The sequence below is a fragment of the Alcaligenes sp. EGD-AK7 genome (assembly GCF_000465875.3).
Lineage (GTDB): Bacteria > Pseudomonadota > Gammaproteobacteria > Burkholderiales > Burkholderiaceae_B > Alcaligenes > Alcaligenes phenolicus.
Genome location: NZ_AVOG02000007.1, coordinates 1 through 16011, shown reverse-complemented (window position 1 = coordinate 16011; position 16011 = coordinate 1). Strand labels below are relative to the sequence as shown.

At 57.2% G+C, this 16011-nt stretch carries 13 protein-coding genes and 1 pseudogene; 10 read left to right on the top strand and 4 right to left on the bottom strand.

The annotated features are described in order from the left end of the window. Nucleotides 1-4: 4 nt before the first annotated feature. Nucleotides 5-1423 (top strand): MATE family efflux transporter, encoded by a 1419-nt coding sequence (locus N879_RS07795; protein WP_009456469.1) that lies wholly within the window; start codon nucleotides 5-7, stop codon nucleotides 1421-1423. A 281-nt stretch (nucleotides 1424-1704) separates the two neighbouring features. Here N879_RS07795 and N879_RS07790 read toward each other — a convergent pair whose 3' ends face one another. The 4 genes from N879_RS07790 to N879_RS07775 form a co-directional block, all read right to left on the bottom strand. Further along, a complete protein-coding gene (locus N879_RS07790) occupies nucleotides 1705-2982 on the bottom strand; it encodes a quaternary amine ABC transporter ATP-binding protein (protein ID WP_009456471.1) in 1278 nt (425 codons plus the stop codon). Further along, on the bottom strand, nucleotides 2979-3836 hold the full coding sequence (locus N879_RS07785) for an ABC transporter permease (protein WP_009456478.1): 858 nt from the start codon (nucleotides 3834-3836) through the stop codon (nucleotides 2979-2981). Before N879_RS07785 ends, N879_RS07790 begins: the two co-directional genes overlap by 4 nt. 164 nt (nucleotides 3837-4000) lie before the next feature. After that, nucleotides 4001-5044, bottom strand: a complete 1044-nt coding sequence (locus tag N879_RS07780) for an ABC transporter substrate-binding protein (RefSeq protein WP_009456480.1) — start codon at nucleotides 5042-5044, stop codon at nucleotides 4001-4003. 539 nt (nucleotides 5045-5583) lie between these two features. Beyond that, on the bottom strand, nucleotides 5584-6822 hold the full coding sequence (locus N879_RS07775; RefSeq protein WP_009456482.1) for a class I SAM-dependent methyltransferase: 1239 nt from the start codon (nucleotides 6820-6822) through the stop codon (nucleotides 5584-5586). 350 nt (nucleotides 6823-7172) lie between these two features. Between N879_RS07775 and N879_RS07770 the strand changes: the two genes are divergently transcribed. The 9 genes and pseudogenes from N879_RS07770 to N879_RS07730 form a co-directional block, all read left to right on the top strand. Continuing rightward, nucleotides 7173-8321, top strand: a complete 1149-nt coding sequence (locus tag N879_RS07770) for a Bcr/CflA family multidrug efflux MFS transporter (protein ID WP_009456484.1) — start codon at nucleotides 7173-7175, stop codon at nucleotides 8319-8321. 140 nt (nucleotides 8322-8461) lie between these two features. Beyond that, nucleotides 8462-8698: a 50S ribosomal protein L28 gene (gene rpmB / locus N879_RS07765; protein WP_003802782.1), complete on the top strand. Its 237-nt coding sequence runs from the start codon at nucleotides 8462-8464 to the stop codon at nucleotides 8696-8698. Nucleotides 8699-8733: 35 nt separating this feature from the next. Next, nucleotides 8734-8901 (top strand): 50S ribosomal protein L33, encoded by a 168-nt coding sequence (gene rpmG, locus N879_RS07760; protein ID WP_003802781.1) that lies wholly within the window; start codon nucleotides 8734-8736, stop codon nucleotides 8899-8901. Between the two features lie 212 nt (nucleotides 8902-9113). Further along, entirely contained in the window at nucleotides 9114-11774 is a 2661-nt protein-coding gene (gene leuS / locus N879_RS07755; RefSeq protein WP_009456487.1) for a leucine--tRNA ligase, read from the top strand. Nucleotides 11775-11776: 2 nt separating this feature from the next. Beyond that, nucleotides 11777-12409 (top strand): LPS-assembly lipoprotein LptE, encoded by a 633-nt coding sequence (locus N879_RS07750; RefSeq protein ID WP_031232509.1) that lies wholly within the window; start codon nucleotides 11777-11779, stop codon nucleotides 12407-12409. A gap of 2 nt (nucleotides 12410-12411) precedes the next feature. Next, nucleotides 12412-13473 carry a DNA polymerase III subunit delta gene (holA, locus tag N879_RS07745; protein ID WP_009456491.1) on the top strand — a complete coding sequence of 354 codons (1062 nt, stop codon included), beginning with the start codon at nucleotides 12412-12414 and terminating at the stop codon, nucleotides 13471-13473. Between the two features lie 68 nt (nucleotides 13474-13541). Beyond that, nucleotides 13542-14837 (top strand): glutamate-5-semialdehyde dehydrogenase, encoded by a 1296-nt coding sequence (locus N879_RS07740; protein ID WP_022983301.1) that lies wholly within the window; start codon nucleotides 13542-13544, stop codon nucleotides 14835-14837. Nucleotides 14838-14840: 3 nt separating this feature from the next. Next, on the top strand, nucleotides 14841-15257 hold the full coding sequence (locus tag N879_RS07735) for a CopD family protein (RefSeq protein ID WP_009456497.1): 417 nt from the start codon (nucleotides 14841-14843) through the stop codon (nucleotides 15255-15257). 10 nt (nucleotides 15258-15267) lie between these two features. Then, nucleotides 15268-16011, top strand: a pseudogene (locus N879_RS07730) (DNA methyltransferase); the annotation flags it as partial.

The following is a 16011-nucleotide window of genomic DNA, read 5'->3' as shown; positions in this document are numbered from 1 at the left end:
AATCATGTCCTCCGTGTTTCATCACAACTGGAAAGGCCAGGCAGGCCAAATCCTGCGTCAGGCCTGGCCTGTGCTGGTCGGCTCCTGGGCGGGTATCGCCTTTGGGGTGCTGGATACCGTTATGGTCGGCCACAGCAGTCCGGTCGACTTGCAGGCCATGGGCCTGGGCGTATCCATTTACATCACCGTCTTTATCGGCTTGATGGGTGTCATCCACGCCCTGATTCCTATCATTGCGCAGCAATTTGGCGCGCGCCGCCTGACTGAAGTAGGCCGCTGGTGGGGGCAAGGCGTGTGGCTGGCCCTGTTGCTGACCTTGATCGGCACCCTGGCGCTGGCCTTTCCCAATATCTGGCTAAGCTGGTCGGGCGATTTGAGCCCTGAGGTTCACGACCGGGTGACCTGGTATTTGCGCAGCCTGATTCTGGCCCTGCCCGCCTCCCTGGTTTTCCGAACGATTTACTGCCTGGGCACGGCAACCTCTCGCCCCAAAGCCGTCATGCTGATCAATCTGTTCAGCGTGGCCTTCAAGGCCCTGTTCAACTGGATGCTGATTTTCGGGAAGTTTGGTTTGCCAGCCATGGGAGCCGTCGGTTCAGGCCTGGCGACTACCGTGGTTTCCTGGCTAATGCTGGCTGCTGGGCTGTGGCTGCTGCGCGCCGACCGCTTCTACAAGCCCTTTAGCTTGCGACTGGGCCTGCCTAGCTGGACGGCGCAGAAAGAACTGCTGCGCCTGGGCCTGCCCATGGGCGGCTCTTACCTGATCGAGATCTGTGCCTTCAGCTTCATGGCGTTGCTGGTAGCCCGCGAAGGGGTCTTTGCTTCGGGTGCTCACCAGATCATGGCCAATCTGGCCGCTGTCTGCTTTATGGTGCCCATGGCCGTGGGTGTTGCTGCGGCCTCGGTCAGCGCTCAAGCCATTGGAGCCGGGCAATATCATCGTGCCCGCCATGTGGGAATGTTAAGTCTGGGGATTGTGTTGGCCGGGGTCACCTTGACGATCAGCCTGCTGGTTCTGCTGCGCCCTACCTTGGCCCATGCCTATACCGACGATGCCGACGTGGCCCTGCGCGCCCTGCTCTTGCTGCAACTGCTGCCCTTCTTCCACTTTTGCGACGCGTTCCAGTGTCTGATTTCCTATCTGCTGCGCGCCTATAAAGTGGCTTTTGTCCCCATGCTGCTGCAATTTTTTGCCTTGAGCGTGCTGGGCTTGGGTGGTGGCTGGTGGCTGGGCTTCGGGCCTGCCGCCGGATCGCTGGAAGGAGTCATTCAGTGGCTGGCACCGGGAGCGCCTGTAGGGGCAGCCAGCTTGTGGACCATGTCCAGCCTGGGTCTGGGAGCCTCGGCCTTGCTGCTGCTGTTCTGGTACAGCCATATTCTGCGTATCTACAATCCGGCAAGACGCAAGGTGCGGGCGTCCTAACAAGCAAAGCATGAGCTGCCGGCATTCAGGTCCATGGCAGACTCAGACATCCAGCGGCGCTTTGCGCTTTGCTCTTTGCTCTTTGCTCTTTGCTCTTTGCTCTTTGCTCTTTGCTCTTTGCTCTTTGCTCTTTGCTCTTTGCTCTTTGCTCTTTGCTCTTTGCTCAGCAGTAGAAGCCTAAGGCCAAAATAAGCCAAGCCGTGAAAGCACAAACAAAAAAAACGGGGCCAGTTATTCAACGGGTCCCGTTTTCTTTACCGCTTTAGCAAGACAAGGCTAACTCAGGCAGCAGGTTTACTGCCTTCAATGGCTTCCACGATCTTGGCAGTATCGCTCGGAGTCGACTCGGCAGCCGCATCCGGCGACGCTTCAACCGCATCAATAAGCGGGCTGACCAGGTCCACAACCTTGCTGCGCGAGAGCAGGCCCAGGAACTCGTCGTTCTCGCCCGTGACGGCCAAAGGTTCGCTGCTACGCAACAATTGCCCCAGGATTTCATCCAGACCCATGGTGGCGGGAACGGAACTCATCTCGTCCACAAAACCGGAAATATCCCGTGCACCTTGTTGCACCGCCTCTTGAGCACTGGAACGCATCAAGACACCGGCCAAACGCTTGCCATCGAGCACAGGCGCATAACGCACGCCCCGTTCGCTCAAGCGCTCCAGCGCATGAACAGCGCGGGTACGCATGGTGAAGGTCAGCGTCTTGCTGGAATCGCGCACCGCATGAGCAGCGTTCAGCACTTTACTGCGGTTCACATCCTGCAAGAAGGCCTGCACATAATCGCTGGCGGGCGAGAGCAGAATATCCTCGGGCGAGCCTTCCTGGATCAGTTCACCATCTTTAAGAATGGCAATCCGGTTGCCCAGACGCAGCGCTTCGTCCAGATCATGCGTAATAAACACAATGGTCTTGTTCAGACGGGCCTGCAGTTCCAGCAACTGGTCCTGCATTTCACGTCGAATCAGCGGATCCAGCGCAGAGAAGGCTTCGTCCATCAGAAGAATGTCGGCATCGGTGGCCAAGGCACGCGCCAGACCCACACGTTGCTGCATACCGCCAGACAACTGATGCGGATACTGATTCTCGAAGCCTTGCAGCCCTACCTGCTCCAGCCAGTAAGTGGCTTTCTCTTCACGGGCGGCACGTCCTATGCCCTGCACTTGCAGACCATAAGCCGCGTTCTCCAGCACCGTGCGATGCGGGAACAGGCCAAAACGCTGGAAGACCATGCTGATCTTTTGCTGGCGGAACTGCATCAGCGCCTTGCCATCCAGGCTCATCACATCCACATCATCGACCAGAATCTGCCCGGCTGTCGGTTCGATCAGGCGGTTGAAATGGCGGATCAGGGTGGACTTGCCCGAACCGGACAAACCCATGATGACATAAATGCTGCCATGTTCAATGGACAGGCTGATGTCACGTAGCCCCAAGGTGTGGCCGCTTTTGGCCAGTAGCTCGTCCTTGCGGACACCGTTGCGGGCCTCTTCCAGCCAGCGCTCGGGTTGGGAGCCAAAGATCTTGTAGATATTGCGAACTTCAATCTTGCTCATGAGGCCTCCCGTGTCTGAAAGCGGCGGCCAAATTCTTGTGTGATACGGTCAAACAGAATAGCCAGCAGCACAATACCCAAACCGGCCATCAGGCCACGGCCTACTTGCAGGCGGTTGATACCTTGCAGCACTTCGTAGCCCAAACCTCGCACACCAATCATGGAGGCGATCACTACCATGGCCAGCGCCATCATGGTTGTCTGGTTAATACCCGCCATGATGTTGGGCATGGCCAATGGCAATTGCACCCCGTAGAGCTGCTGCCAGCGGTTGGACCCGAAGGAGCGCGAGGCCTCCAGCACTTCGCTGTCGACCAGGCGTATACCCAGATCGGTCAGACGAATTACCGGCGCAATGGCGTAAATAATGGTGGCAATCAGGGCGGCGATCTTGCCCAGGTTGAACAGCATCACTACCGGAATCAGATACACAAAGCTGGGCATGGTTTGCATCACGTCCAGCACCGGCATCATGATGCGGCGCAGCCAGTTGAAGCTGGCCATCAACAGACCTAGCGGTATGCCTATCAGGACAGACAGGAAAACGGCCACGATCATCAGCGCCAGGGTCTGCATGGCAGCATCCCACAGGCCGATCAAACCAATGACGAACAGCATGGCACCCATGGCCACGGAAAACAGGACGCGACGGCTGGCAGCCCAGCCCAGAACGACCACCACCAGCACAACGGCCCACCAGGGACTGCTGCGCAAGATGGACTCCATAAAGACCAGCATGTCCAGCAAAGGCTGGGTCATGGCGCGCAAGGTACTGGAATAATTGGCAACCAGATCACCCACGAACTGATCGATGGGCAAACGTAAGGCGCGCGGATCAATCAACTCAGGAAACATAAAAAACACTCCGTAAAACTCGTGCATGCGGCGCGGGCATATCGCCCGGCCATGAGCCTGCCGGCCACAATGGGACCAGGCAGAAAAGCGAGGTACGGCTCAGTACCCGCACCCACATGGGGTGCAGTCACCGAGGCCGGCCTCGCCCTACAACGACACGAATACTAAAGAGCGGCTTTTACGCGCTGAGCCACTTCCATGGGCACCCACTTGGACCAGGTGTCCTCGTGCTCTTTCAGGAACCAGTGCGCCACATCCTCAGGCTCGCCTTCGGTTTTTTCCATGTGGGCCATGGTGTCGTTCATCAGCTCCAGGGGCATGCTGACATTGGCCAGGAAGGCCGTCAGTTCGGGAGCCTGCTTGGAGAACTCCGTATTCACAGCCGTGAACACCGGATTTTCGGGGTAATCGCTAGGCTCTGGATTGGCACAATCCGGGTCCGTCAGACACCCGTGCTTTTTCTCGTCATAAGCGGGCAGTTCCAGCTTGACCAGATCCATGGAACCCACCAGCGGCGTAGGGTACCAGTAGTAGAACACCACGTTTTCCTTGCGCTGATAAGCAGAGGTCAGAGCCGCTTTCTGCGTGGCACCAGTACCGGGCGAGAACAAGGTGAAGGTATCACCCAGCTTCAAGGCATTGAACAGATTTCCGCTGACCACTTCACAACCCCAACCTGCCGGGCAGCCATAGAAGCGGCCTTTACCGGGTTCTTCAGGGTCCTTGAATTCATCCTTGAACTTGGGCAGGTCCGCTGCGGACTTCAGTTCAGGCAGGCGCTCGGCGGTGTAGCGTGGAATGAACCAGGCTTCGCCACCCATATAAATATCACCAATACGTTTTACGTTTCCCTTGGCTTCAGCCTGTTTCCAGGGATCAGCCACACTGTTGAGCCAGATTTCAGTGTTGACATCCAGGTCGCCTCGCTCCAATGCGGCCAAGGCCGGAAGCGTCTCGACCGAGATGACCTCAGTCTTGCAGCCATAACCCTTGTCAGCGATAAAACGCTCGACTTCAGTCAGGACCAGATTGGATTCCCAATTCATGCCGCCAAAGCGAACCGTGCGGTCCAGTTCGCAGGCAACCGGGGTAGCGGCTTGTGCGGCGGACGACAAACCCAGCAACACGCTGGTCAGCACAGAGGCTTGAATCAGGGGAAAGCGGTGCAAGCGCGACTTGGCACCGGCGTGAGGGAAGTATGAAGACATGATGCTCCTCCTTGAGTTACTGTGGACGCGTCCTGCATGATCAGTCGGCGCCAAGGCTAAAGGGGTGTGCGGAAGACGATGCTCTTATCGCCAATACATACCTACGTATAGAGCGAGTGCCAGGCACTCACGAAAAACCCGGAACAATATTCAGGGCTGAGCCCTTTTTGTACTGTTCGCTGCCTTGACCGAAACAAAACGGCTGGGCCAGGGTTACACCGCGCGGCGCGATGATTTGGTGCGAATAGAACACGCAGTTTCAGGCGGTTCTAGATCGAATTGATGAATCTGGTAAGGAGGCCATTCTACGGGCCTTTGCAATCAAAAACAAATTCTTACCTCGAAAAACCATCAAAATCCTGGAATATGTCAATGGCAAAAACGCAACAAAACCCTTGTTTGGCGTGGTTTTAGCGTTTTTCTAAATTTTTTTTTGTTACCTATTAATTCAGAATTGATGGAGTGGCGTAAAAGCAGCCCCAAAAAAGACAAATGACAAGGCATAAAGCCTTGTCATTTGCCCCTCCAGACCGCGCCCTCTAACGCTGGTACATATAGTCCCGACGCCATGGATACACCAGGTCTGGCGCGTAATCCAGCTCCTGTGCCCGCCCAGCACTTTGCGCCTGAGCCAGAACCTGGTGCAAGGCAATCCAGCCATGCTCAAAGCCCATGGCGCAACCAGCCAGATAAACCCGGTAAGCACGCAAGGATTTTTGACCCTGCTCGGAATCCAGCGTGGCCTTGGCCTTGTCCAACTGACTTTCCAAGGCATCGCTCCAGGCCCACAACGTGCGTGCATAGTGCGGACGCAGATTCTCAATGTCCAGGCCTTCCAGACCACCTTCAGCCAGATGACGCAACACATGGCTGATATGGGTCAGCTCTCCACCGGGGAAAATGTATTTCTCGATAAAGTCGCCCATCCCGGCACCCAGCTGGCTATTGTCCACGCCACCGGCTGTAATGCCGTGATTCAGAATCAAACCACCGGGCTTGACCAAACGGCGCAACTTGTCGAAATAGGCGCTGAGCTGGGCGCGGCCCACGTGCTCGAACATCCCGACCGAGGCCAGCTTGTCATAAGGCTTGAGTTCATCCAGCTCGCGATAATCCAGCAACATCATGCGGGCCCGGCCCGACAGACCTTTCTGCTCGATCAGCCCGTTCACATAGGCATGCTGGTTACGGGACAAGGTGATGCCCGTCACGTCCACATCGTAGTTTTCAGCCGCCCATATCAGCAGCCCGCCCCACCCGGCTCCCACATCCAGAAAGCGCTCGCCCGATTGCAGACGCAGCTTGCGGCAAATGTGGTCCAGCTTGGCTTCCTGAGCCTGCGCCAGCGTCATGTCCGGTTCGCGGTAATAGGCGCAGGAGTAGACCCGACGCGGGTCCAGCCACAAGGCGTAGAAATCATCCGATAAATCGTAGTGAAACTGGATCTGTTTGGCGTCCCTTTCCTGGGAATGGCGCCAGACGGAAGTCAGATGCTTGACGATGGAAGTCAGCCAGCCTGCCTGGGCAGCGTCAACCGGGGAGCCCGGCAAAATATCCGCTGCCAGCTGCATCAGATCCCGCATGGAGCCCTCAAAGTCCATACGCCCTTCCACGTAGGCCTCTCCCAACTGCCCGGATTGCCCGGCGGCCAGCTGCGCCAAGGTGGCATTATCTTTAATGATCAGATGAACCGCTGCATCAGCCGGGCCAACTTGCTCGCCGTTGGGCAAGGTCAGCCGAACCGGAATGCTGAGTTGATCTAATTTGGCCTGGACCATTGATGAAATTGAACTCAACTTCGCCTCCTTGTATGTAAACAAACAAAGATGACAATGTGTCGCCTCTTTCGACACACCGCCCGTAAGCTGTCAATCCTGTAGCCTAATACAATCAGCCCCTGAATCCGTTGCGTCAAAGTCACGAATCATATGCTTTACACCTAAAGCACTTAGACCGGAGTTGAGCTTGCCCCATGCTAAACTGCCTGCCTTTGGCCCATTGCATCGGTTTGCATTGATGCTCGGCACAGGGTAGTGGGTTCAGGCTCTCGGCCAGGATCTGCCCCACCTTAATACTTGGCCCGATGACACGCAACCACTCCCCTGCATTTCCCCCTTGGCTCATCTTGATGGGGCTGCTCACTGCCCTGGGGCCACTGGCCATTGATATGTACCTGCCCGCCTTCCCGGCAATGGCCCAGAGCCTGAACACCTCGGCGGGCATGGTAGAGCGCACGCTGGCGGGTTTCTTGCTGGGTGTGGGCGTGGCTCAATTAGTGTACGGCCCCATGGCCGACCGCTTCGGGCGCAAGCTGCCCTTGCTGCTGGGCGTGCTGATTTTCACCACCGCTTCCTTTTTCTGTGCACGCGCCAGCGATATTGATGAATTGACCGTGTGGCGCATTGTGCAGGCCTTTGGTGGTGCCGCTGGCATGGCTATTCCCCGTGCCGTGATCCGGGATCGTTTCGAGACCCGTGAAGCCGCCCGCGCCCTGTCCATGCTGATGCTGATTATGGGCGTCATGCCTATTCTGGCCCCGCTGATCGGTGGTCAGATCCTGCTGTTTAGCGACTGGCGCGGTATTTTCTACTTCATGGCTGGCTGTGGCGTGCTCTTGTGGCTGCTGACTTTTTTCACCATGAAAGAGTCCCTGCCCCCCGAACGAGTCCTGCCACTGCAACCCAAACTGATTGCCCATAATTACAGTGCCTTGTTACGCGACCGGCCTTTCATGTTTTATTCGCTGGCCGCCGGTTTCAGTTCTGCAGGCATGTTTGCCTATATCGCCGGATCGCCACGCGTCTTTATTGATTTATTTGCAGTCGAGCCGCGCCATTTCGGTTTTTATTTTGGCGCGAATGCCGCCTGTCTGATTGTTTTCTCTCAAGTCAGCGCCCGTTTGCTCAATACGTACAGCCCGCCCACTTTGCTGCGCGTGGCACAGGGACTGCAAGTGATCTTTACCCTGCTGGGTGCCGTTCTGACCCTGCTGGGCGTACTGGACCTGACCTGGCTGATGGTGACGCTGATGGGCTTTATGGCGTGCCAAGGCTTTGTGAACCCCAATTCCGCGGCCCTTGCCCTGTCTGAACAAGGCCATCGCCTGGGAACGGCCTCGGCCCTGATGGGCGCTTTGCAAATGCTTTGTGGTGCGCTGGCCGGTTTTGCGGTCAGCAGCTGGTCCTCTTCCAATGCTTTGCCATTGACCGCCGTATTGGCCAGTTGTGCCGTCTTATCGTGGCTGTTTGGCCGCAACGCAGCAAGGAAAGCACGGTAAAACTTGATCTAAGTGATTTTTCCATATTAGAATAATCTTCTTTGTACCCCAGCACTGGGGTTAACACGATCCTAATTTTACAATCGCCCGCGGCTTTTTTCGTTTAGCGGAGGCTGATTTAGATCTCAAGGGGTATGACCATGGCACGCGTATGCCAAGTGACCGGAAAAGGCCCAATGTCGGGCAACAATGTTTCGCACGCCAACAATAAAACCAAGCGTCGCTTCCTGCCAAACCTGCAGTCCCGTCGTTTCTGGGTTGAAAGTGAAAACCGCTGGGTTCGCCTGCGCGTTTCCGCTAACGCTATCCGCACCATCGACAAGAACGGTATCGACTCCGTTCTGGCCGAAATGCGCTCCCGCGGCGAAAAATACTAAGCTGCGCTTCTTAAACATTTAACCAGGAGCTCATCATGGCTAAAGGTATACGCGAAAAAATCAAACTCGAATCGTCCGCCGGCACCGGTCACTTCTACACCACCACCAAAAACAAGCGCAATATGCCTGAAAAGATGGTGATCAAGAAATTTGACCCCGTCGTTCGCAAGCACGTCGAGTACAAAGAAACCAAGTTGCGTTAATTCGCGCACCGCTCCTGCAGCGGATTGGTTTTCAAAAAAAGCCCCTGCCCTGCAGGGGTTTTTTTTGCCCTTCACAGGCTGCTGTGACAGGCCTGCCTCCTGTCTGCCATTACGCTCATGCACACTGCCCACCTTGCAGCCGTCCACAGCGAGATTTGCCCCGTATAATGGCGGATACTCCTTTACTTTTGTCTAAAACGGTATTGCCACTCATGCAGGAACGTTACAACCCCAGCGAGGTTGAACAACTCGCTCAGCAAAACTGGACCGATCGGGACGCCTATCGCGCCGTCGAAAACGCCACCGCTCCCGATGGCTCGCTCAAACCCAAGTTTTACGCATGCTCCATGCTGCCCTACCCCAGTGGCAAGCTACATATGGGCCACGTGCGCAACTACACCATCAACGACATGATGGCGCGCCAGCTACGCATGCGCGGTTTTAACGTTCTCATGCCCATGGGCTGGGATGCCTTTGGCATGCCCGCTGAAAACGCCGCCATCAAATCGCAGGTTCCGCCCGCCAAGTGGACTTACGACAACATCGCCTACATGAAAAAGCAGATGCAGGCGATGGGTCTGGCCATCGACTGGTCGCGTGAAATGTGTGCCTGCGATCCCGAATACTACAAATGGAACCAGTGGCTGTTCCTGAAGATGCTGGAAAAAGGCATTGCCTACCGCAAGACCCAGACCGTGAACTGGGACCCGGTGGATCAAACCGTTCTGGCCAACGAACAGGTTATTGAAGGCCGAGGTTGGCGCTCGGGCGCGCTGGTTGAAAAGCGTGAAATCCCCGGCTATTACCTGCGCATTACCGACTACGCTGAAGAGCTGCTGGACACCGTGAAAACCGGCCTGCCCGGCTGGCCCGAGCGTGTCCGCCTGATGCAGGAAAACTGGATCGGCAAGAGCCAGGGTGTGCGCTTTGCCTTCCCTCACGATATTCGTGACGAGCAAGGCCAACTGATTCAGGACGGTCGTCTGTATGTGTTCACCACCCGCGTGGACACCATCATGGGTGTTACCTTCTGTGCTGTTGCTCCTGAACACCCGCTGGCCGCCCTGGCTGCCCGCAACAATCCCGAGCTGACTGCCTTTATTGAAGAATGCAAGAAAGGCGGCACCACGGAAGCCGATATGGCCACCCGTGAAAAAGAAGGTCTGCCTACCGGCTTGAGCGTCAAGCACCCACTGACCGGTGCGGACGTTCCTGTCTGGGTCGGTAACTACGTCTTGATGAGCTACGGCGACGGTGCCGTCATGGGCGTGCCTGCTCACGACGAGCGCGACTTCGCCTTTGCCCTGAAATACCAATTGCCTATTCAACAAGTGATTGGCGTTGAAGGCAAAGAGTACGACGCCACTCAATGGCAAGACTGGTACGGCGACAAGCAGCAAGGTCAAACCATCAATTCCGGCAAGTACGACGGCCTGGCGCATGCCGCCGCCGTGGACGCAATTGCGGCAGACCTGAATGCTCAAGAGCTGGGCGAGAAACAAACCACCTACCGTCTGCGCGACTGGGGTATTTCCCGTCAGCGTTACTGGGGCACCCCGATCCCGATCATCCACTGCGAGGATTGCGGCCCGGTTCCTGTTCCGGAAAAAGACCTGCCCGTCGTTCTGCCCGAAGAGCTGATTCCCGATGGCAGCGGCAACCCGTTGAACAAGCACGAAGCCTTCCTGAAGTGCACGTGCCCTTCTTGCGGCAAGCCTGCACGTCGCGAAACGGACACCATGGACACCTTTGTGGACTCGTCCTGGTACTTCCTGCGCTACACCACGCCCAATCTGAACGACTCCATGACCGATCCACGCACCGATTACTGGATGCCCATGGATCAGTACATCGGCGGTATCGAACACGCTGTGCTGCACTTGCTGTATGCCCGCTTCTGGACCAAAGTCATGCGCGACATGGGCCTGGTCAAGATTGACGAGCCCTTCACCCGCCTGCTGTGCCAGGGCATGGTGCTGAACCACAGCTACACCCGCCGCACACCTCAAGGTGGTATCGAGTACTTCTGGCCTGAAACCGTCGAAAACGTCTACGACGAAAAAGGCGCGATTATCGGTGCCCGTTTGAAGAGCGATGGTCAGCCCGTGCAGTACAACGGCATCGGCACCATGTCCAAGTCCAAGAACAACGGCGTGGACCCCCAATCCCTGATCGACACGCTGGGCGCGGATACCGCCCGCCTGTTCATCATGTTTGCCAGCCCGCCAGAGCAAACCCTGGAGTGGTCGGATTCGGGCGTGGATGGCGCCAACCGCTTCCTGCGTCGCCTGTGGGCCTTCTGCTATAACCACGCCGATGCTCTGCGCGCTGGCAACGCCCAACAAGCCACCGACTGGAGCGATCTGGATGCGGCCGCCAAGCGTACCCGTCTGGAAATTCACTCATTGCTCAAGCAAGCCAATTACGACTACGAGCGTATTCAATACAACACCGTGGTTTCGGCTTGCATGAAGATGCTCAACACCCTGGAGCAGACTCAATGGGAAGACACTCCCGCCGCACAACGTGCACTGGCTGAAACCACGTCCATTCTGTTGCGCGTGCTGTACCCTGTCGTCCCTCACATCACCTGGCAGTTGTGGCGTGAACTGGGTTGGGCAGACAGCCTGGGCGATATGCTCGACGCCCAATGGCCTGCTGTGGATGAACAAGCCCTGATTGCCGACGAAGTGGAGCTGATGCTGCAAGTCAATGGCAAGCTGCGCGGTTCATTGGTCGTACCTCAGGGAGCGGAAAAAGCCGCCATTGAACAAGCCGCAGCCGAACACGCTGCCGTGCTCAAGTATCTGGAAGGCCGCCCCGCCAAGCGCATCATTGTGGTGCCTGGCAAACTCGTTAACGTCGTAGGTTAATCATGCACCTAGCCCGCCTGCTTCCTTCCAGCTCCTTGTCTGTTCCTGCACCCAGGTTCTGGGGACTGGCGGGCTTGATGATCCTGCTCAGTGTTGTTCTGACAGCGTGTGGCTTTCACCTGAAAGGGGTGGCCCCGCTGCCGTTCGACACGATTTACACCAACATTACGGACAACAGTGCGTTTGGCGCGAATCTGCGTCGAACCTTGTCGGCCAGTTCACCGCAAACCCGCTTTGTGGAGCGCCCGCAAGACGCTGAAGCCATCTTGCAACAGCTCTCCCACAGCCGTAATCAACGCGAAATCTCCATCAACGCCAAAGGCCAGGTGGAAGAGTACGAACTGCAACTGACATTTGTGTTCGAGTTGCTGGACGCCAAAGGCCGCGTGATCCTGCCGCCCACAACACTGAACGTCATTCGTGAAGTGCCGTACGATGCCGAGGCCGTGCAAGCCAAAGACAGCGAAATCGAGATGATTTTCCGCGATATGGAACAGTCTTTGATCAATCGCATTGTGCGTCGCTTGAGTTCGCCCGACGTGACCAGCGCCTACCATTACATAAGCAGTCAACCAGAGGCCAGCTCCATGGAAGAGATTGAACTGCTGCCCACTCGACAACAGGCTCCGCTGTAAGAATGAGACGCAGGGCCGACCACGACACCTTGCTGCGCGAACTGGCCACGCCAACCGCCGCTTTCCAACCGCTTTATGTGGTGTCCGGTGACGAGCCTCTGTTGCTGGTTGAAGCGGCGGATGCGGTGCGTGCCCGCGCCCGCCAGGACGGCTTTACCGAACGCAGCAGCTTTACCCTGGATGCACGGGCCGACTGGTCGCAGCTGTTTGCTGTAGCCCAGAACATTTCCCTGTTTGGCGATCAAAAACTGGTGGATGTCAATATTCCCAGCGGCAAACCTGGCAAGCCAGGCGGCGACGCCCTGCAAAAGCTGTGCGAGCTGATCAGCGGGGGGCAAATGGATGGCACCAGCTTTCTGATTCAACTTCCCCGGCTGGACAAGGCTACACGCAACAGCAAATGGTGTCAGGCTCTAGAGCAGGTGGCCTATTGGGTTGACATTCAGCCCATCAACCGCAACTCTCTGGCAGGCTGGATTGCCCAGCGCCTGAAAGCCCAGGACCAAAGCCTGGAGAGCAACAGCCTGGAATGGATGGCTGACAAGGTTGAAGGCAACCTGCTGGCCGCCCATCAGGAAATTCAGAAACTGGCCCTGATTTACCCACCAGGCCAGCTTAGTCAGGAAGAACTGGAAAACGCGGTTCTGAACGTAGCTCGCTACAGCGTGTTTGATCTGCGTGACTCCATGCTGGCAGGCCACAGTCAACGCGCCCTGACGGTGCTTGATGGCTTGCAGGCAGAAGGCGAAGCCCTACCCCTGGTCTTGTGGGCTGTAGGCGAAGAAGTGCGTACCTTGGCCCGCTTGTCACAAGCGCGTCAGCAAGGACAGGACCTGTCCAACCTGTTTCGCCAGTACCGCATTTTTGGCCCGCGTGAAAAACTCGTTCGTCAGGCCCTGGACCGTATCCCGCCTCAAAGCTGGCCCGCTTCGGTTCTGCATGCACACGATATAGACCGTTTGATCAAAGGCCTGCACCCTAACGGACGTCAGCAAGACCCGTGGGAAGAAATGCGCCGCCTGACCATGCGTATCGCGGTCGCGACACAAGCGCCCCGCCGCTAAGCGTCCGATACCCCTTAACTTCTTAATTGTTGCGATAATGCTCTCTTGAACCGGAGAGTTACACGGCTATGAACGATATCACCCAGTCCTCTGCCGCCACCCAGGTCGGCGATCTGTCTTCCATGATGCAAGATTTGGGCAAGCGCGCCCAGCTTGCTGCCCGTCGTATGCGCGCGGCCACAGGCAAAGCCAAGGCCGACGCCCTGCGCTATATGGCTGATGCCCTGATTGAGCAAAAAGCCCAGTTGCAAGCAGCCAACGAGCTGGACTTGCAAGCGGCACGTGAACGTCAGATTGCCCCGGCCATGATCGAACGCCTGGTCCTGTCCGACCGCGCCCTGGAGATCATGACCACCGGCCTGCGTCAAATTGCCGATATGGATGATCCGGTTGGCCAGATCAGCGCCTCGCGTACCCGCCCGAATGGCATGCGCGTGGCTCAGATGCGTGTCCCTTTGGGTGTCATCGGCATCATTTACGAGTCGCGCCCCAATGTGACTATTGACGCCGCTGCCCTGTGCCTGAAATCGGGCAACGCCACGATTCTGCGCGGTGGTAGCGAAGCCTTTCATTCCAACCAGGCCCTGGCGCAGATCATCTCCAGCAGCCTGGAACGTGCTGGTTTGCCCAAAGAAGCCGTGCAAGTGGTTCCCACCACGGACCGCGATGCTGTTGGCCTGCTCGTAACCATGAACGACTACGTGGACGTCATTGTCCCGCGTGGTGGCAAGAGCCTGATCCAACGACTGAGCGCCGAAGCCACGGTTCCTCTGATCAAGCACCTGGACGGCAACTGCCACGTCTATGTGGACGAGTTTGCCGATCTGGAAAAAGCGAACCGCATCGTATTCAACGCCAAGACCTACCGCTACGGTATTTGCGGCACCATGGAAACCTTGCTGGTTCACCGCAGCATTGCACCCGCTTTCCTGCCAGAAATGGCCCGCCAATTGCAGGAAAAAGGGGTGGAACTGCGTGGCTGTGAGCAGACCCGTGCCCTGGTTGCCAATGTGGCCCCTGCTACCGAGGAAGACTGGGAAACCGAATTTGCCGCGGCCATTCTGGCAATCCGCATTGTGGACTCCATGGACCAGGCCATGGACCATATTGCCCAGTACAGCTCCGAGCACACCGAATCCATCGTGACGGAAAACCTGAGCCTGGCCGAACGCTTCCAGCGCGAAGTAGACTCCAGCTCCGTCATGGTGAACCTGCCTACCTGTTTTGCCGACGGCTTCGAGTACGGCCTGGGTGCCGAAATCGGTATTTCCACCAACCGTCTTCATGCCCGCGGCCCTGTTGGCCTGGAAGGCCTGACGACCTACAAATGGGTCTTGCACGGCAATGGCCAAATGCGTGGTTAAATCATGCTTTGGCTAAAAACATTCCACATCTTGTTTGTGACCTCCTGGTTTGCAGGGCTGTTCTACTTGCCCCGCATCTATGTCAATCTGGCCCAGGAACAAGATGCCAGGACCTATGAAACGCTTCTGGGCATGGCCCGGCGCCTGTATCGCTTTATGGCTCCTCTGGCCATTTTGACTTTGCTGACAGGCCTGGGATTGTTTTTGTATTACGGCATAGGCAAAGGACAGGGCTGGATGCACGCCAAACTGACCCTGGTCTTGATCCTGTTTGCCTTTCACGGTGTGTGCGGACGCTATCTGCGGCAGTTCCAGCAAGGGCAACAAAGCCGCTCACACGTATTCTTCCGCTGGTTCAATGAAATTCCGGTCATCGTTCTGCTGCTGGTCCTCATCCTGGTGGTTATAAAACCCTTCTAATACCTTATTCATGTCAGACCAATCTGAACGCAAGACACTAAGCCTGAACCCAGGCACTAAAAAGAAAGCCAGCAATGCGGAACCCCGCGTGCGCTCGGGTGCGCGCGCACGAGCAGCCAGCCTGCAGCAAGACCGCCAGGGCGGCCCCAAGCGCGAGACCCGCCCCTACGTAGAGAAACGTGACCAGGACCGCCGCGAGCGCCCTGCTTTCAACCGCGACCGCGCAGATCGTCCTCAATCGGGCGAGCGTCGCGAATTTTCCGGTGAACGCCGTGAGCGTCCCGCATTTAACCGTGACCGCGACAGCCGCCCACAATCAGGCGAGCGTCGTGAGTTCTCCGGTGAACGCCGGGAATTCTCGGGCGAACGCCGTGAACGCCCCGCATTCAACCGTGACCGCGACAGCCGCCCACAATCGGGCGAGCGTCGTGAGTTCTCCGGTGAACGTCGGGAATTCTCGGGCGAACGTCGTGAACGACCCGCATTCAATCGTGACCGCGACAGCCGTCCACAATCGGGTGAGCGTCGTGAGTTCTCCGGTGAACGTCGGGAATTCTCGGGCGAACGTCGTGAACGACCCGCATTCAATCGTGACCGCGACAGCCGCCCACAATCGGGTGAGCGTCGTGAATTCTCCGGTGAACGCCGTGAGCGTCCCGCATTCAACCGTGACCGTGACAGCCGTCCCCAATCGGGCGAACGTCGTGAATTCTCCGGCGAGCGTCGTGAACGTCCTGCATTCAACCGTGACCGT